This is a genomic window from Microbacterium sp. UCD-TDU (assembly GCF_000340625.1).
Lineage (GTDB): Bacteria > Actinomycetota > Actinomycetes > Actinomycetales > Microbacteriaceae > Microbacterium > Microbacterium maritypicum.
In genome coordinates this window covers 67,443-84,974 of sequence record NZ_KB454446.1, presented here as the reverse complement: position 1 = coordinate 84,974, position 17,532 = coordinate 67,443, and the positions used below count along the sequence as shown (strand labels likewise).

Here is a 17,532-nt window from a genome sequence, read left to right as displayed (position 1 = left end):
CGCAGGGGCCGCACCGGCTAGACTGAACACACAATTGAAGACAGGCCGAATGACCCACGCGGGAGAGCCCCGGCGAACGCAGCCGGGCACCGAAGGAGCAAGCCTCCCCGCCAATCTCTCAGGTACGCGTACCGCGCGGTTCCGGCCACTCTGAAAAGCGATACCGCGACCGTGCGGATCCGCCGACGGTGAAAGCCCCGCCTCCGTGCGCGGGTGAAACTCTCAGGCCCATGACAGAGGGGGAGTTCCGAGGAACGGCGACGCCGCCGTTCCACCCGACACAGCCCGGGAGAACTCCATGTCCGACCCCCGCTACACCCCGCTCCGCGAACGCCATGAGGCGCTCGGCGCGTCGTTCACCGACTTCGGCGGCTGGCAGATGCCGGTGCGCTACACGTCCGACCTCGCCGAGCACCACGCCGTGCGCCAGAGCGCGGGCATCTTCGACATCTCGCACATGGCGGAGTTCCTGGTGACCGGCGAGGCCGCAGCGGATTTCCTCGACTACGCTCTGGCCGGCCGCATCTCGGCGATGCCGGTCGGGAAGGCGAAGTACTCGCTCCTGCTCGCGGAGGGTGGCGGCATCATCGATGATGTCATCGCCTACCGGCTGGCCGAGGACCGCTACCTCGTGATCGCGAACGCCGGCAATCGGGGCTTCGTCGACTCGGCATTCGCGAAACGCGTCCGTGATTTCCCGTCGCTCGTCGAGCGCGACCTCCCCGCTCGGGCACCGGGCGAAGAGCGCAGCTTCGCGGGGTTCCTCGGCGATCGCGGAGTCGACGTCGAAGACGTCTCCGACGACTACGCCCTCATCGCGGTGCAGGGGCCGAAAGCCGAGGCCATCCTCGCCGCGACCGCTGACATCACCGACGTGAGCATTCCCTGGTCCGATCAGAAGTACTACGCCTGGGCGTCGGCGAACTACCGCGGCAAGCCGCTCCTCCTCGCGCGCACCGGCTACACGGGCGAGGACGGCTTCGAGCTTCTCGTCGCCGCTGACGACGCGGCGGCGCTGTGGGATGCCCTGCTCGCTGCCGGCACGCCGCACGGCCTCGTTCCCGCCGGGCTCGCCGCGCGCGACACTCTTCGCCTCGAGGCGGGGATGCCGCTCTACGGGCACGAACTGAGCCTTGACACTCAGCCGTCTCAGGCAGGCCTCGGACGCGTCGTCGTGACCGCGAAGGAGCACTTCGTCGGCAAGGCGGCGCTCTCCGCCGCCGCGGAGTCGACCGAGGCAGCGCAAGCGCCGGTCCTGGTCGGACTCGTGGCCGAGGGCAAGCGCGCCGGCCGCGCCGGATACGCCGTCGTCGACGAAGACGGATCGGTGCTCGGCGAGATCACGAGCGGGGCGCTCAGCCCCACGCTCGGTCATCCGATCGCGATGGCCTACGTGAAGCCTTCTTCCGCGGAAGAGGGAACCGCAGTATTCCTTGATGTGCGGGGCACCAGGATCCCCGCGACCGTGACCGCCCTGCCTTTCTACCGGAGGACCAAATGACCGATCTCGCCGCACTCCACTACACCGAAGAGCACGAGTGGATCGCCGCTGACGGCGACACCGTGACCATCGGCATCACCGACTACGCCGCCGAGAAGCTGGGCGACGTCGTGTTCGTCGAGCTCCCCGCCGTCGGCACCGAGGTCACCGCGGGAGCGGTCGTCGGAGAGATCGAGTCCACCAAGTCGGTCGGTGAGCTGTACGCACCGGTCTCCGGCACGGTCGTCGAGATCAATGACGCGGCCGTCGATGACCCGTCGCTGGTCAACGCGGCGCCGTTCGAGGGCGGATGGCTGCTCAAGGTCGCCGTCGCCGACGGCGCGCTGGATGGACTGCTCGACCGCGACGCCTATGTCGCACTCACGGAGGGCTGATTCGCCAGTGGTCACTTTCGCCGATCGTCACATCGGACCCACGGATGCCGCGCAGCGCACGATGCTCGCCGCCCTCGGTCTCGACAAAGCCGGAGCGGACGATGCGCTGAGCCCGGTCGAGGCGCTCATGCGCCAGGCCGTGCCCGCGTCGATCTACACGGGCCCGTCATCCGAGGCAGCGGACGCGCCCTCGCGCATCCCGTCCGCCGCGAGCGAGACCGAGGCTCTCGCCGAGCTGCGCGCGCTCGCCTCGCGCAACACCGTGAACCGACCGATGATCGGCCTCGGCTATTACGGCACCATCACGCCGCAGGTGATCCAGCGCAACGTGCTGGAGAACCCGTCCTGGTACACCGCGTACACGCCGTACCAGCCGGAGATCTCGCAGGGGCGCCTGGAGGCGCTCATCAACTTCCAGACGATGGTCGCAGAACTCACCGGCCTCACCACGGCGAACGCCTCGATGCTCGACGAGTCGACGGCGGTCGTCGAGGCGATGCTGCTCTCCCGGCGCGCCTCGAAGTCGTCGTCGACGGCGTTCGCGGTCGACGCGGACGCGCTCCCGCAGACCAGGGCGATGCTCGCCACGCGCGCGGAGGCGCTCGGCATCGACATCGTCACCGTCGACTTCGCCGCGGGCGAGGAGTTGCCCTCCGAGCTGTTCGGTGTCTTCGTCCAGTACCCGGGCGCATCCGGACGGGTGTGGGATCCGTCGGCCGTCTTCGAAGCGGCGCACCTCTCCGGTGCTCTCGCGGTCGCGGCCGCCGACCTGCTCGCTCTCACGCTGATCGCCTCGCCCGGTTCGCTCGGTGCGGACGTGTCGGTCGGCACGACGCAGCGCTTCGGCGTTCCGATGGGCTTCGGCGGCCCGCACGCGGGCTACATGGCTGTCCGCTCCGGTCTCGAGCGTCAGCTGCCCGGCCGTCTCGTCGGTGTCTCGGTGGATGCCGACGGCAAGCCCGCCTACCGGCTCTCGCTGCAGACGCGTGAGCAGCACATCCGCCGCGAGAAGGCGACCTCGAACATCTGCACCGCGCAGGTGCTGCTGGCCGTCATGGCGTCGATGTATGCGGTGTACCACGGTCCTGACGGGCTCCGGGCGATCGCCCTGGACGTGGCCCGCAAGGCGGACGCTCTGGCCACGTGGCTCATCGAGCTCGAACTCGACATCGAGCACCGGGAGTTCTTCGACACTCTCCGTGTCCGTGTGCCTGGCCGCGCCTCCGAGATCGTCGCCGCCGCGCACGACGCGGGCTATCTCCTCCACGAGGTCGACGCCGACACCGTCGGGGTCTCGGTCGATGAGACCACGACGTTCACCGACCTCGATCGGGTCGCGGGCTGCTTCGCGTCGGGTACAGGGCGCTCCTTCGGCTACATCGCCGCCTCCGAGCACGGCCGGCTTCCCGAGGCGCTGCGGCGTCAGGATGAGTACCTCACGCACCCCGTCTTCCACTCGCACCGCTCGGAGACCGCCATGATGCGGTATCTGAAGAGCCTCTCCGACCGCGACTACGCGCTCGATCGCGGCATGATCCCCCTGGGCTCGTGCACGATGAAGCTCAACGCGGCGACCGAGATGGCAGCCATCAGCTGGCCCGAGTTCGCCGGCATCCACCCGTTCGCTCCGGCCGCCGACGTGCAGGGCTACCTCGAGCTCATCGAGCAGCTCGAGGGCTGGCTGGCCGAGGTCACCGGGTATGACGCGGTCTCGCTGCAGCCGAACGCCGGCTCTCAGGGTGAGCTGGCCGGCCTCCTCGCCATCCGCGGCTATCACCACGCGAACGGCGACGCGCACCGCACGGTGTGCCTCATCCCGTCGTCGGCTCATGGCACGAATGCGGCCTCGGCCGTGCTCGCGGGCATGAAGGTCGTCGTCGTGGCGACGGACGAGCTCGGCAACGTCGACCTCGACGACCTGCGCGCAAAGATCACCCTCCACGCCGACGACCTCTCCGCTCTCATGATCACCTACCCCTCCACACACGGCGTGTACGAGGAGCAGGTCGTCGAGATCACGGCCGCTGTGCACGACGCGGGGGGACAGGTGTATGTCGACGGCGCGAACCTCAACGCGCTGCTGGGCTATGCGCGCTTCGGCGACCTGGGCGGCGATGTCTCGCACCTCAACCTGCACAAGACCTTCGCCATCCCGCACGGCGGCGGTGGACCCGGCATCGGACCGGTCGCGGCGAAGTCCCACCTCGCGCCGTTCCTCCCCTCGCACCCGCTCGCACAGAGCGCCGAGCACTTCGGCGGCTACACGTTCGGCGGCGGCGTGATCTCCGCGGCTCCTTACGGATCCGCGGGCATCCTGCCGATCTCCTGGGCGTACGTGCGCATGATGGGAGCCGATGGACTGCGTCGGGCCACCGCCGCGGCCGTGCTGTCGGCGAACTACATCGCGGAGCGCCTCAGCGCCCACTTCCCGGTGCTCTACACCGGCGAGAACGGCCGCGTGGCGCACGAGTGCATCCTCGACCTCCGCCCGCTCAAGGAAGCGACCGGCATCACGGTCGACGATGTCGCCAAGCGCCTCATCGACTACGGCTTCCACGCGCCGACCATGTCTTTCCCCGTCGCGGGAACCCTCATGGTCGAGCCGACCGAGTCGGAGGACCTCGACGAGATCGAGCGCTTCATCGAGGCGATGGTCATGATCAAGGCCGAAGCGGATGCGGTCGCCGCCGGACGCTGGCCCGCGGACGACAACCCCCTCGTGCACGCGCCGCACACCGCGGTGTCGCTCATCGCGGGGGAGTGGAACCATGCGTACTCGCGAGAGGATGCCGCCTATCCCGTGCACGCCCTGGTCGCCGGCAAGTACTGGCCGCCGGTGCGTCGCATCGATCAGGCGTACGGCGACCGCAACCTCGTGTGCGCCTGCCCGCCGGTGGAGGCTTTCGCCTGAGCCACGTGCTCATCTGAGCAGACGGTGCCGCGCTTCTGTATGGGAGCGCGGCACCGTCTGCTGTTTCGCGGTGTTTCCCCGGTGTTACAGATGGTCACCACTCAGTAACAGTTCGTTAGCTGAAGAGGACGGTTCGCGAACCGGCGGGTTACGCTCAGGTATCCCTGCGTGCTCGACGATGCGCACGCAGAACCCCGAATGTCCACAGGAGGACACAAAGTGAAGCGCAACAAGATCGCCCTTGCGGGCACCGCGTTGTTCGTGATCGGCGCCCTGGCGCTCGCGGGCTGCGCCAGCGGCGGAAACGAGTCGAACGGCGACGCCGGCGGAAACGTCAACGCGGACGCCATCATCACGACCAACGGATCCGAGCCGGAGAACCCGCTCATCCCGACCAACACCAACGAGGTGGGTGGCGGAAAGATCCTCGACGAGATCTTCGCAGGGCTGATCTACTACGACGCCGAGGGCAAGCCGGTCAACGACGTGGCTGAGGAGATCACCACCGAGGACCCCCAGAACCTCACGATCAAGATCAAGGAAGGCCTGACCTTCACCGACGGTGAAGAGGTCACGGCCGACAACTTCATCAAGGCGTGGAACGAGGGCGCGAAGCTCTCGAACGGCCACCTCTCCAGCTACTTCTTCGAGGACATCGAGGGCTTCAGCTACGACGAGGACTCCGAGCTCACCGGCCTGAAGCAGGTCGACGACTACACCTTCACGATCGCGCTCAACAAGCCGGCCTCTGACTTCGCGCTGCGTCTCGGCTACTCGGCGTTCTACCCGCTGCCCGATGTCGCATTCGAAGACATGGATGCCTTCGGTCAGAACCCGATCGGCAACGGCCCGTACAAGATCGCCGACGAAGACGCGTGGCAGCACGACGTCCAGATCGAGCTCGTCCGCAACGACGACTATGACGGCGGACGCAAGGCGGCCAACGGCGGCCTCACCATCAAGTTCTACGCGACGCAGGAAGCGGCGTACGCCGACCTGCTGTCGAACGAGGTCGACGTCATCGACGCGATCCCGACGAACTCGCTGGCTGTCTTCACCGACGAGCTCGGCGACCGCGCCGTGAACCAGCCCTCCGCTGTGTTCCAGTCGTTCACCATCGGCCAGTTCCTGCCGCACTTCAGCGGCGAAGAGGGCAAGCTGCGTCGTCAGGCGCTGTCGATGGCGATCAACCGTGACGAGATCACCGAGACCATCTTCTCGGGCTCGCGCACCCCGGCGAAGGACTTCACGTCGCCGGTCATCGCCGGCTGGTCCGACTCGGTCCCCGGCAGCGAGGTCCTCGACTACGACCCCGAGAAGGCGAAGGAGCTGTGGGCCGAGGCCGACGCCATCGCCCCGTGGGAGGGCACGTTCAAGATCGCGTACAACGCCGACGGCGGACACGACGCATGGGTCGACGCTGTGAGCAACAGCATCAAGAACACCCTGGGCATCGACGCATCGGGCGACCCGTACCCGACCTTCCAGGACCTCCGGTCCAAGGTCAACGACCGCACCATCACCACCGCCGCACGTTCGGGATGGCAGGCCGACTACCCGGGTCTGTACAACTTCCTCGGACCGCTCTACGCGACCGGCGCCGGTTCCAACGACGGTGACTACTCGAACCCCGAGTTCGACGACCTGATCAAGGCCGGTATCAGCAACCCCGACGCCGACGCGCAGATCGAGGACTTCACGAAGGCGCAGGAGGTTCTGTTCCAGGACCTGCCCGCGATCCCGCTGTGGTACTCGAACGTGACCGGTGGCTTCAGCGAGAACGTCGACAACGTGACGTTCGGCTGGAACTCGGTTCCGCTGTACTACGAGATCACGAAGGCCGGCGAGTAAAGCCCGACGGCACTTCACCTGTGAGGCGGTGACGATTCTTCGTCACCGCCTCACAGGCTTGTGTTCGCCTCGCTTCTCTCACCCCTCTAAGAAGGGACAAGCGGATGCTCGGTTACATTCTGAGACGTCTTCTGCAGGTGATCCCGGTCTTCTTCGGAGCCACCCTGCTCATCTATTTCCTCGTGTTCGCCATGCCCGGCGATCCGATCCTCGCCCTGTTCGGGGACAAGACCCCGAACCCCGCTGTCCTCGAGCAGCTGCGCGAGCAGTACCACCTGAACGATCCGTTCATCGTGCAGTACTGGTACTACATCACCGGTGTCCTCCAGGGTGACCTGGGCACGACGTACTCCGGTCGCCCGGTTTCGGCGGTTCTCGCCGCCACCCTCCCGGTCACGGGGCGCCTCGCCGTCATGGCGATCGCGATCGAGTTCACGCTGGCGATCATCATCGGAACCATCTCGGCGCTGCGCAAGGGCAAGCTGTTCGACAACGTGTCCCTCGTCGTCGCCCTCGTCGCGATCGCGATCCCCATCTTCGTGGTCGCGTTCCTCGCGCAGTACTTCCTCGCGATCCAGCTCGGGTGGTTCAAGCCCACCGTGGGCGCGGACAACGACTGGGGCGGGCTGTGGCTCCCGGCGATCGTCCTCGGGTTCAGCCTCTATGCCGTGAGCATGCGTCTGATGCGCAGCTCCGTCATCGAGACTCTGAACCAGGACTGGGTGCGTACCGCCTACAGCAAGGGGCTCTCCCGGAGCCGCGTGCTCCCCGTACACGTGCTGCGCAACTCGCTGATCCCCGTCATCACCAACTCCGCCACGAACTTCGGCGTGCTGCTCGTCGGCGCCACCGTCACCGAGGGAATCTTCAACGTCCCGGGTGTCGGTAACACGCTGTTCCAGGCGATCCAGCGCGGCGAAGGCCCCACTGTGGTCTCTTTCGTGACGGTATTCGTCATCCTGTACGTGCTGGTGAACCTTCTCATCGACCTGCTCTACGGTCTGCTCGACCCGAGGATCCGCTATGCCTGATTCCACACCTCAGCACTACGTCGCCCCGGTGGAGACCGAGTCGATCTCCGTCGACGCCGTCCGTATCTCGGACAAGCCCAGCAACCTGTGGAGGGACGCCTGGTTCGACCTGCGCCGTCGCCCGCTGTTCTGGTTCTCGATCGCGCTCGCGCTGTTCTTCCTCGTGATGGCCTTGTGGCCGACGCTGTTCACCTCCACACCCCCCAACGAAGGCTGCCAGCTCTCCAACAGCAACGGCGGGCCGACCGAGGGGCACCCCCTCGGATTCACGTTCCAGGGGTGCGACATCTACGCCCGCATCGTGTGGGGATCGCAGACGTCGCTGGCTGTGGGCCTGATCGCCACCGTGATCTCGTCTGTGCTCGGCCTGATCATGGGAGCCCTCGCCGGTTTCTACGGCGGCTGGCTCGACGGACTGCTGTCGCGCATCGGTGACATCTTCTTCGCGATCCCGTACATCCTCGCGGCCGTCGTCGTGATGACCGTGTTCCGGGACGCCCGGTCGGTGTGGACTCTCGCGTTCGCCATCGGGGCGTTCGCCTGGGCCTCGACCGCGCGTGTCGTTCGGGCGGAGGTGCTCCGCGTCCGCCAAGCCGACTTCGTGATGGCATCGCAGGCGCTCGGGCAGTCGAAGTTCAAGATCCTGTTGAACCACGTCGTCCCGAATGCGATCGCTCCACTGCTCGTCGTCTCGACGCTCGGCCTCGCTGCGGCCATCGTCGCTGAAGCCACGCTCTCGTTCCTCGGAGTGGGGCTCGGCAGCGACGTGATGTCGTGGGGCAACGACATCGCGAAGGCCCAGGCCTCGCTGCGCGTGGCGCCGATGGCACTCATCTATCCGTCGATCGCCCTCACCCTCGCGGTGCTGGCATTCGTCACCCTGGGCGAGCTCATCAGAGACGCCCTCGACCCGAAGGCGAGGGCACGCCGATGAGCGAGCGCGTCACCGAACAGGTCCCTCTGCTGAGCGTCCGCGACCTCACGGTCGCCTTCCGCACCCAGGAGGGGCTGCGCGAAGTGCTCCACGGAGTCAGCTTCGACATCATGCCGGGCGAGACCGTCGCCATCGTCGGCGAGTCGGGATCAGGCAAGTCCACGACGGCCACGGCCATCGTGAACCTGCTTCCCGGAACCGGAGAGGTCACCGCGGGGTCCATCACCCTCGACGGGCGAGAGCTCACGACACTGAACCGCCGTGAGATCGAGGCCGTGCGCGGTCGGGACATCGGCTTCGTGCCGCAGGACCCGATGTCGAACCTCAACCCCGTCTGGAGCATCGGATTCCAGGTCAAGGAGGCGATCCGTGCGAACGGCATCGCCCGGGATCGCGGGAGTGCCAAGGCGCGCACGATCGAGGTTCTGCAGCAGGCGGGCCTGGCCGATGCCGAGAAGCGACTGCATCAGTTCCCGCACCAGTTCTCAGGCGGCATGCGTCAGCGTGCGCTGATCGGTATCGGGCTCGCGGCAGACCCCAAGCTGCTCATCGCCGACGAGCCGACCTCGGCTCTGGACGTGACGGTGCAGCGTGTGATCCTCGACCACATGGCCTCGCTCACCCGCGACAAGGGCACCTCGATGCTCCTGATCACGCACGACCTGGGCCTCGCGGCCGAGCGTGCGAACAAGATCATCGTGATGAACGGCGGCAACATCGTCGAGGCAGGGCCGAGCCGCCAGATCCTCGAAAACCCTCAGCACCCCTACACGAAGCGCCTGGTCGCTGCGGCGCCCAGCGTCGCGTCGCAGCGCATCCAGGCAGTGGTGGAGGACCGAGGCATCGAGACGATCGAAGACCTCGCCGCCATCCCTCCGACGGTGCGTGTCGCGGGGCTCACGAAGGACTATCGGATCCGTCAGGGAGGGTTCCGCAGCGAGGCCTTCCGAGCGGTCGACGATGTGTCGTTCGAGATCCCCCGAGGAAAGACGCTCGCTCTCGTGGGCGAATCGGGCTCCGGCAAGTCCACGGTGGCGAAGATGGTGCTGAAGCTCGAGGAGCCCACCAGCGGCACCATCGAGATCGACGGCCGGGACGTGTCGAAGCTGTCGAGCGCTCAGGCGTTCGGCCTGCGTCGTCGCATGCAGCCGGTCTTCCAGGACCCGTACGGCTCGCTCGATCCGCTGCGCAACATCGGCAACACGATCGCCGAGCCGCTGCAGATCCACGGCGTGGGCGATCGCGCATCGCAGCGCGAACGCGTCGAAGAGCTGCTCGATCAGGTCTCGCTGCCGCGCGTGCTCGCCACTCGGTACCCGAACGAGCTGTCGGGCGGACAGCGTCAGCGCGTCGCGATCGCGCGTGCACTGGCACTGAAGCCCGACATCATCGTGCTCGACGAGGCCGTCTCGGCGCTCGATGTGCTCGTGCAGGACCAGGTGCTGCAGCTGCTCGCCGAACTCCAGTCCGAGCTCGGGCTCACGTATCTGTTCATCACGCACGACCTCGCCGTCGTCCGCGTGTCGAGCGACCTCGTGTGCGTCATGGAGAAGGGCAGGATCGTCGAGCAGGGCACTGTCGACGAGATCTTCGCCAACCCGCAGCAGGAGTACACCGACCGTCTGCTCAAGGCGATCCCCGGGGCGTCGATCCCTCTCGGCGGTCGCTGACGGTGACCGAACCACAGCATCCCGAGGGCGCGCGAACGTATCGCGCGTCCTCGGGACTGGTCATCCTGATCCCGAGCACGCTGCTCGCGTTGTTCCTTCTCGGCGACACCGTCGTGCGAGGGAGCTGGGTGCAGATGCTGCTCATTGCCCCGTGGGTGCTGCTGGCTCTGTGGGTCGTCTACGAGCTCAGCTACGTCTCCTCGGTTCGGGTGGACCCCGAGGGCGTCGTCGTGCAGAACATGCTGCGCCGTACCAGCTTCGGCTGGAACAACGTGCGCGACATCGACCTTCGCTGGCAGCTCCAGTTCTCGCTCGACGATGGACGAGACCTCACCTGCTACGGCGGCCCCGCCCGTGCCAGGCCACCGCGCCCCGCGCGGGGTGACGCCGCCGAACCCAAGGCTCCCGCCGGCCTCCGCGCCCTCACGGAAATCCGCGATCTCTGGGAGGCGGCGCCTCCCGTGCCCACGTCGATCCGTCGCACCTGGGACGCCCCCGCGCTCATCGCACTCGCCGTGATCGTGCTCTGGACGATCGGGGCGATCATCGTCGCCGGCACCGCCTCATCCTGAGCTGATCAGCCGGGCAACCCGAACAGCTCGGGCCAGGTTCCCGCCGCCCACGGGTACCCCACGAACGCGGCGGCGTCGATGACGAAGTGCGCCACGAGGAACGGCATCAGCCGGCCCGTGCGCTGATAAAGCCAACCGAAGAGCAGGCCCATCGCGAGGTTGCCGATGAACGCCGGATACCCCTGGTAGAGGTGGTAGCTGGCCCGCAGGACCGACGTCGAGACGATGATCGTCCACGGGCTCCAGCCGAGTTGCCGGAGCCGGGCGAACAGGTATCCGAGCAGGACGAACTCCTCCTGCAGCGATGCCCGCGCCGCGGCCAGCAGCAACACCGGCACGGTCCACCAGTAGGCGTCGATCCCGGCGGGGTCGATCGCGACCGTGAGTCCGAGAGCCCGGCCGGCGAGGTACAGGCCGAGGCCGGGGATGCCGATCACCAGGACGAGGAGGACTCCACGACCCGCATCCTTCGCGAACCCGGTGCCGTCCAGCCCCAGCCGCGCGAGATGCGGGCGACGCGACTGCCAGAGCAGGAAGCACACCAGCAGCACGGGGATGAGCGAGAAGCCGATCGCGAGCACCTGGTATATGAGGTCGAAGATCTCCCGATCGCTGCGGGAGGGGTTCAGCTTCGCGACCTGATCGGCGATCGGGACCTCGTCGGTGAGGCGGTAGGCGAGCTGCACGATCGCATACACCGCGGACTGGCCGAGGCCCAGGGCCAGGACGATCGAGATCTCCCACCACAGGCGCGCTCGGGACGGAGTGGGGGAGAGGTCGGGGAGGTCCCACGGAGCCTGCGGTCGGGTCACGATCTCGATGCTACGACCTGCTTTTCAGGAACAAGCCCTGAGCTTGCGTTATCCTGGAACGTCGGCTTCCCGGCGAAACCCCACATCTTTTAGGACACCTGCATGGCGCACGCCCTCCGTTCTGACCTCCGCAACGTCGCGATCGTGGCGCACGTCGACCACGGCAAGACCACTCTCGTCGACGCCATGCTGCGTCAGACGGGCTCCTTCGGCGAACACGCCCACGTCGATGAGCGCGCCATGGACTCGAACGACCTGGAACGTGAGAAGGGCATCACGATCCTCGCCAAGAACACGGCGATCACGTACAAGGGCAAGCACGCCCAGGGCAAGGAGATCACGATCAACGTGATCGACACCCCCGGTCACGCCGACTTCGGTGGCGAGGTCGAGCGCGGCCTCTCCATGGTCGACGGCGTCGTGCTGCTCGTCGACGCGAGCGAGGGCCCGCTGCCGCAGACCCGCTTCGTGCTGCGCAAGGCGCTCGAGGCCAAGCTCCCCGTCATCCTCCTGGTCAACAAGACCGACCGCCCCGACGCCCGCATCGCGGAGGTCGAGGAAGAGGCGCATGACCTGCTGCTGGGTCTCGCCTCCGACCTGGTCGACGATGTGCCCGACCTTGACGTCGACGCTCTCCTCGACGTGCCGGTGGTCTACGCCTCCGGCCGTGCCGGTGCGGCATCGCAGAACCGTCCCGCCGACGGCTCGCTGCCGGACAACGACGATCTCGAGCCGCTGTTCGAGGCGATCCTCGAGCACGTTCCCGCGCCCGCGTACGACGACGAGCACCCGCTGCAGGCCTGGGTCACCAACCTCGACTCCAGCCCGTTCCTCGGCCGCCTCGCTCTGCTCCGTGTCTTCAACGGAACGCTGAAGAAGGGCCAGACCGTGGCCTGGGTGCGTGCCGACGGCACGCACCAGAACGCGCGCATCACCGAGCTCCTGAAGACCCGTGCGCTCGAGCGCTACCCCGCCGAGTCCGCCGGTCCCGGCGACATCGTCGCCATCGCCGGTTTCGAGAACATCACGATCGGCGAGACCATCGCCGACCCCGAAGACGTGCGTCCGCTGCCGGCCATCACGGTCGACGACCCCGCCATCTCGATGACGATCGGCACCAACACCTCGCCCCTCATGGGCAAGGTCAAGGGCCACAAGCTCACCGCTCGCATGGTCAAGGACCGTCTCGACAAGGAGCTCATCGGAAACGTCTCGCTCAAGGTCGTCGACATCGGACGTCCGGATGCGTGGGAGGTGCAGGGCCGTGGAGAGCTCGCGCTCGCCATCCTCGTCGAGAACATGCGTCGCGAGGGCTTCGAGCTCACCGTCGGCAAGCCGCAGGTGGTCACGAAGAAGATCGACGGCAAGACCTACGAGCCGTTCGAGCACCTCACGATCGACACTCCGGAAGAGCACCTCGGCGCGATCACCCAGCTGCTCGCGAACCGCAAGGGGCGCATGGAGAACATGACCAACCACGGCACCGGCTGGGTGCGCATGGAGTTCATCGTTCCGTCGCGCGGCCTGATCGGCTTCCGCAGCGAGTTCCTGACCACCACCCGCGGCACCGGCATCGCGAACGCGATCTCGCACGGCTACGAGCCGTGGGCCGGTTCCATCACGACGCGTCAGAACGGCTCGATCGTCGCCGACCGTCAGGGTGTCGTCACCCCGTTCGCCATGATCGCCCTGCAGGAGCGCATGTCGTTCTTCGTGCAGCCCACGCAGGAGGTCTACGAGGGCATGGTCATCGGCGAGAACTCCCGCGCCGACGACATGGACGTGAACATCACCAAGGAGAAGAAGCTCACCAACATGCGTGCGGCGAGCTCCGACACCTTCGAGTCGATGACGCCTCCGCGCCAGCTGACGCTGGAGGAGAGCCTCGAGTTCGCCCGCGACGACGAGTGCGTCGAGGTGACCCCCGAGGTCGTCCGCATCCGCAAGGTGAACCTCGACGCGAACACCCGCGCGCGCGAGACCGCCCGCCTGAAGCGCCAGGACGCGAACGTCTGAGACCCGTCTCGGAGACGCTCCGAGTAAGAGGGCCTCGTGCCGCCGAAAGGCGAGCATGGGGCCCTCTTCTCATGTAAATCCCAGGTGAGGGATGGTTTTCGTTCAGGTTCATGGTTCAGAGTGGTTCACTTGCGCCTGGGACGAGCTCCCGATGAGTCTCCTGCAAGGGCGTACGACCACCCGAAAGTCGAACCCATGCTTCACAAGACCCGTGCGCTTCGGCGCGCCTCCGCGGCAGCCTCCGCCCGAAACGCCGCCCACCGCCCGATGACCATCCTCGGAGTCGCCTCGGCCACGCTCGTCGGCATCACCTTGAGCGTCGGCCTCGCCTCCACTCCTGCCGTAGGTTCCATGAACGCCGCGTCCGCCGTCACCGCTCCCGCCCTCGCCGGCGCCGAGCCGCTCGCGCAGATCACGGAGGACGCCTCGGCGACCCTGGCACAGGCGAAGGACGCTGTGGCGGCGGCCGAGACGCTGGAGTCCGAGGTCGTCGCCTCCGGGCTCGACGTCGGCGTCGTCACGACGATCGACACCTCCGACCTCGTCAGCGACATCGACAAGCTGGATGACAGCGACGTGACTCCGGTGCTTCTGGTGGGCGTCCTCGCCGACAAGGCGGAAGAGGAGACCGCGGACGTCGTCGCCGATACCGCAGAGCTGCGCAGTGCACTCACCGCGGCGCAGCAGAAGCAGGCGGAGGAAGAAGCCGCGAGGATCGCGGCGGAGCAGGCGGCAGCTCAGGCCGCCGCGGAGCAGCAGGCGGCGGCCGCGCTGGCCGCAGCCAATACGCCGGAGGGCGCCAAGGCTTCCGCGCAGCAGATCATGTCCAGCACCTACGGATGGGGCGGCGATCAGTTCTCCTGCCTGAACTCCCTGTGGAACAAGGAGTCTGGCTGGAACTACCAGGCGTACAACCCGAGCGGTGCCACCGGCATCCCGCAGGCGCTTCCCGGCAGCAAGATGGCATCAGCCGGATCCGACTGGCAGACGAACGCCGCCACTCAGGTCGCCTGGGGACTGGGATACATCTCGTCGGTGTACGGCACTCCGTGCAGCGCGTGGGCGCATTCGCAGGCCATGAACTGGTACTGATCCCCGCCTGTCCTCCCGAGGATTCTCTAGCCATCGGCGGGCGTCGAGCGCTACGGTGACTCTGACGACTTGGGGGCGTCACGGATCCGAGGAGGAGATGTGCTCGACCCGGCAGCGTGGCGCGATGTCCCGCAGGAGGTCTCCACCGGCTCCCTGCCGGGGTGGGACCGCGTCGAGGAGATCGTGCGCGACGCGCATTCCCGCTATCGCGGGGAACGCGGCGGCACCGTCGCCGACTACATCCCCGTGCTCGCCGAGGTCGATCCGGAGCTCTTCGGTCTGGCGGTGATCGAGGTCGGTGGCGGGTTGCACGATGCCGGCGACGCCCTGCACCCCTTCTCCATCCAGTCGATATCGAAGATGTTCGTCTACGCCCTGGCGATCCAGGAGCACGGCCATGAGAGGGTGCGCGAGATCGTCGGCGTGAACAACACCGGCCTCGCCTTCAACTCCGTCATGGCGGTGGAGCTCAACGACGGGCACCCGATGAATCCGATGGTCAATGCCGGCGCGATCGCGACGACCGCCCTCATGCCCGGCGCCACCGCGGTCGAGCAGTGGGAGCGCGTTCGCGAGGGGCTCTCGGCGTTCGCCGGGCGTCCGCTGAGTCTCGACGGGGTCGTCTACGCATCGGAAGCGCAGACGAACGACCGCAATCGCGCTCTCGGTCGTCTGCTGCGCAGCTATGGTCGGCTGTCGGGCGATCCCGACGAGGTGGTCGACGTCTACACGCGTCAGTGCGCATTGAGCGTCACGGCTCACGATCTCGCTGTGATGGGGGCGACGCTCGCCGACGGGGGAGTGAATCCCGTCACCGGAGAGCGGGTGGTCTCGGAAGAGGTGTGCCGCGACACTCTCGCCGTCGTCGCGTCGACAGGGTTGTACGAACGATCCGGCGACTGGCTGTTCGAGATAGGGCTCCCGGCGAAGTCCGGTGTCGCCGGCGGCATCGTCGCTGTCGCACCCGGCAAGGGCGCGGTTGCCGGATTCTCGCCGCGACTGGACGAGGCCGGGAACTCCATCCGCTCGCAGATGGCCATCGGATACCTGTCACGTGTTCTGGGGCTGAACCTCTTCGCCTCGGCCCCGGCGCGTCGTGAGGCCTCCGCGACCGCACCCTCCCCCGCACCCCAGGAGCAGTCATGACCCAGACGAAGCCGGAGCAGACCAAGACCTCGTGGTTCCCGATGGTCAGCCTGTTCCTCGCACAGGTGCTGATGTCGTTCAACGTCGCCGCGCTGCCGATCTCGCTGGGCGGCATGGTGAGTGAGTTCGGCGTCCCGCCCACGGTCGCGAGCACGACGATCGTCATGTACGGGCTCGCCGTGGCCGCGCTCGTGATGACAGGTGCGAAGCTCGGTCAGAGGGTCGGCTGGGTGCTCATCTTCCGGATCGTGATCGCGCTGTTCGCGGCCTCCTCGGTGATGATGATCCTGGCACCCACGGTGTGGTGGGCGATCGCCGGACAGGCCGTCGCCGGCGCGGCCGCAGCGATCATCGTGCCGTCGATCGTGGCACTCATCGCCGAGAACTACCGCGGCCAGCAGCAGGCGACCGCCATCGGCGCCATCGGTTCGGCGCGCGCGATCTCGGGTGTCAGCGCCTTCCTGATCGGCGGCACTCTGGGGACGCTGGTCGGCTGGCGGCCGATGTTCTTCATCGTGCTGGGGATCGCCGTCGTCGTCTTCGCGCTGAGCTTCACCCTGCGCGGCGACCGCGGAGACGCATCGATTCGCATCGACCTCGTCGCCTCACTCCTCATCGGCGCGGCGATCGTGCTGCTGACGCTCGGGTTCAACAACCTGAACTCCTGGGGGGCGGTGGCGGCGACGGTCGACGCGCCCTTCAACGTCCTCGGACTCTCACCTGCCCCTGTCTTCATCGTGGTGGGGCTGGTGCTCGGGCAGGCCTTCTTCCTGTGGACGCGGAGGCGGATGTCGGAGGGGAGGGTTCCCCTGATCGATCTGAGCGTGCTCGGCTCGTCGCGTGAGCGGGCCGCCGTGTACGCCATGTTCATCGTGGTCGCCCTGGAGGCGTGCGTGAACTTCACGATCCCGCTCTACATCCAGATCGTGCAGGGCAGGACCCCGTTCGACACCTCGATGGCGATGATGCCGTTCAACCTCACCGTCTTCGTCACCGCCACGCTCGTGGTGCGGCTGTATCGGCGTTTCCCGCCGCGGACGATCGGCGTGGTCGGCTTCATTCTCACCACGGTCGCGCTCGTGTGGTTGTCGTTCGTCGTGAACAACAACTGGGAGACCATCCCGACGATCGCCGGGCTCATCGTCTTCGGCATCGGACAGGGCGCGCTGGTGACGCTGGTGTTCAACGTCCTCGTGACGGCGGCCCCCGCCGAACTCGCCGGAGACGTGGGTTCGCTGCGAGGCACCACGCAGAACCTCGCCTCGGCCGTCGGCACCGCGCTCGCAGGGGCGCTGCTGGTCTCTCTTCTCGGGCTCAGCATCGGGCGCGCTGTCGTCGAGCACCCCGAGCTTCCGCCGTCGCTCATCGCACAGGTCGATATGGACAACCTCAACTTCGTCAGCAACGACGATCTCCGCGCCGCGCTCGAGGCCACGGACGCGACGCCGGAGCAGGTCGACGCAGCCGTCACCGTGAACGAGGAGTCCCGGCTCGGCACCCTCAAGCTGGGCCTGCTCCTGCTCGCGGGTATCAGCGCGCTGGCGATCCTCCCGGCTTCGCGGCTCCCGCAGTATCGGCCGCACGAGATCCCCGACCCGTCGCCGGCGGCCGGGTCGGAGTGA

Annotated in this window: 13 protein-coding genes and 1 riboswitch; of the genes, 12 read left to right on the top strand and 1 reads right to left on the bottom strand. The window is 67.3% G+C overall.

Annotated elements, in window-relative coordinates; all coding sequences use genetic code 11:
* Positions 1-49 precede the first annotated feature (49 nt).
* Positions 50-144, top strand: a riboswitch (glycine riboswitch).
* A 154-nt stretch (positions 145-298) separates the two neighbouring features.
* The 8 genes from D514_RS23165 to D514_RS23130 all read left to right on the top strand — a co-directional run bounded on the left by D514_RS23165 (position 299) and on the right by D514_RS23130 (position 10,844).
* The gene (locus D514_RS23165; protein ID WP_017828664.1) at positions 299-1,501 is read left to right on the top strand and encodes a glycine cleavage system aminomethyltransferase GcvT; all 1,203 of its coding nucleotides are present in this window, start codon (positions 299-301) and stop codon (positions 1,499-1,501) included.
* Positions 1,498-1,875, top strand: coding sequence for a glycine cleavage system protein GcvH (gcvH, locus tag D514_RS23160; RefSeq protein ID WP_017828663.1), 378 nt, complete (start codon positions 1,498-1,500; stop codon positions 1,873-1,875). Before D514_RS23165 ends, gcvH begins: the two co-directional genes overlap by 4 nt.
* A complete protein-coding gene (gene gcvP, locus D514_RS23155) occupies positions 1,853-4,786 on the top strand; it encodes an aminomethyl-transferring glycine dehydrogenase (RefSeq protein ID WP_051056548.1) in 2,934 nt (977 codons plus the stop codon). The genes gcvH and gcvP overlap by 23 nt, the downstream gene beginning before the upstream one ends.
* 219 nt (positions 4,787-5,005) lie before the next feature.
* Positions 5,006-6,637, top strand: coding sequence for an ABC transporter substrate-binding protein (locus D514_RS23150; RefSeq protein ID WP_017828661.1), 1,632 nt, complete (start codon positions 5,006-5,008; stop codon positions 6,635-6,637).
* Positions 6,638-6,741: 104 nt separating this feature from the next.
* A complete protein-coding gene (locus tag D514_RS23145; RefSeq protein ID WP_017828660.1) occupies positions 6,742-7,668 on the top strand; it encodes an ABC transporter permease in 927 nt (308 codons plus the stop codon).
* Positions 7,661-8,602: an ABC transporter permease gene (locus D514_RS23140; RefSeq protein WP_017828659.1), complete on the top strand. Its 942-nt coding sequence runs from the start codon at positions 7,661-7,663 to the stop codon at positions 8,600-8,602. The genes D514_RS23145 and D514_RS23140 overlap by 8 nt, the downstream gene beginning before the upstream one ends.
* Complete coding sequence (locus D514_RS23135; RefSeq protein WP_017828658.1) at positions 8,599-10,272, top strand: ABC transporter ATP-binding protein; 1,674 nt, start codon at positions 8,599-8,601, stop codon at positions 10,270-10,272. The genes D514_RS23140 and D514_RS23135 overlap by 4 nt, the downstream gene beginning before the upstream one ends.
* A gap of 2 nt (positions 10,273-10,274) precedes the next feature.
* Positions 10,275-10,844, top strand: a complete 570-nt coding sequence (locus D514_RS23130; RefSeq protein WP_017828657.1) for a PH domain-containing protein — start codon at positions 10,275-10,277, stop codon at positions 10,842-10,844.
* Positions 10,845-10,849: 5 nt separating this feature from the next.
* Here the strand turns inward: D514_RS23130 and D514_RS23125 are convergent, their stop codons facing one another.
* On the bottom strand, positions 10,850-11,656 hold the full coding sequence (locus D514_RS23125) for a CPBP family intramembrane glutamic endopeptidase (RefSeq protein WP_017828656.1): 807 nt from the start codon (positions 11,654-11,656) through the stop codon (positions 10,850-10,852).
* Between the two features lie 102 nt (positions 11,657-11,758).
* Between D514_RS23125 and typA the strand changes: the two genes are divergently transcribed.
* The 4 genes from typA (at position 11,759) to D514_RS23105 (ending at position 17,532) form a co-directional block, all read left to right on the top strand.
* Entirely contained in the window at positions 11,759-13,672 is a 1,914-nt protein-coding gene (typA, locus tag D514_RS23120) for a translational GTPase TypA (RefSeq protein WP_017828655.1), read from the top strand.
* A gap of 195 nt (positions 13,673-13,867) precedes the next feature.
* Positions 13,868-14,764, top strand: coding sequence for a hypothetical protein (locus D514_RS23115; protein WP_017828654.1), 897 nt, complete (start codon positions 13,868-13,870; stop codon positions 14,762-14,764).
* Positions 14,765-14,863: 99 nt separating this feature from the next.
* Positions 14,864-15,910, top strand: a complete 1,047-nt coding sequence (gene glsA, locus D514_RS23110) for a glutaminase A (RefSeq protein WP_017828653.1) — start codon at positions 14,864-14,866, stop codon at positions 15,908-15,910.
* Positions 15,907-17,532, top strand: coding sequence for an MFS transporter (locus tag D514_RS23105; RefSeq protein WP_017828652.1), 1,626 nt, complete (start codon positions 15,907-15,909; stop codon positions 17,530-17,532). Before glsA ends, D514_RS23105 begins: the two co-directional genes overlap by 4 nt.

What these genes read in the sequence shown, in the direction of transcription:
- D514_RS23115 (WP_017828654.1), top strand. Translation starts at nt 13,868, where the DNA reads ATGCTTCACAAGACCCGTGCGCTTCGGCGCGCCTCCGCGGCAGCCTCC.
- D514_RS23135 (WP_017828658.1), top strand. Translation starts at nt 8,599, where the DNA reads ATGAGCGAGCGCGTCACCGAACAGGTCCCTCTGCTGAGCGTCCGCGAC.
- typA (WP_017828655.1), top strand. Translation starts at nt 11,759, where the DNA reads ATGGCGCACGCCCTCCGTTCTGACCTCCGCAACGTCGCGATCGTGGCG.
- D514_RS23140 (WP_017828659.1), top strand. Translation starts at nt 7,661, where the DNA reads ATGCCTGATTCCACACCTCAGCACTACGTCGCCCCGGTGGAGACCGAG.
- D514_RS23105 (WP_017828652.1), top strand. Translation starts at nt 15,907, where the DNA reads ATGACCCAGACGAAGCCGGAGCAGACCAAGACCTCGTGGTTCCCGATG.
- D514_RS23145 (WP_017828660.1), top strand. Translation starts at nt 6,742, where the DNA reads ATGCTCGGTTACATTCTGAGACGTCTTCTGCAGGTGATCCCGGTCTTC.
- gcvH (WP_017828663.1), top strand. Translation starts at nt 1,498, where the DNA reads ATGACCGATCTCGCCGCACTCCACTACACCGAAGAGCACGAGTGGATC.
- gcvP (WP_051056548.1), top strand. Translation starts at nt 1,853, where the DNA reads ATGTCGCACTCACGGAGGGCTGATTCGCCAGTGGTCACTTTCGCCGAT.
- D514_RS23165 (WP_017828664.1), top strand. Translation starts at nt 299, where the DNA reads ATGTCCGACCCCCGCTACACCCCGCTCCGCGAACGCCATGAGGCGCTC.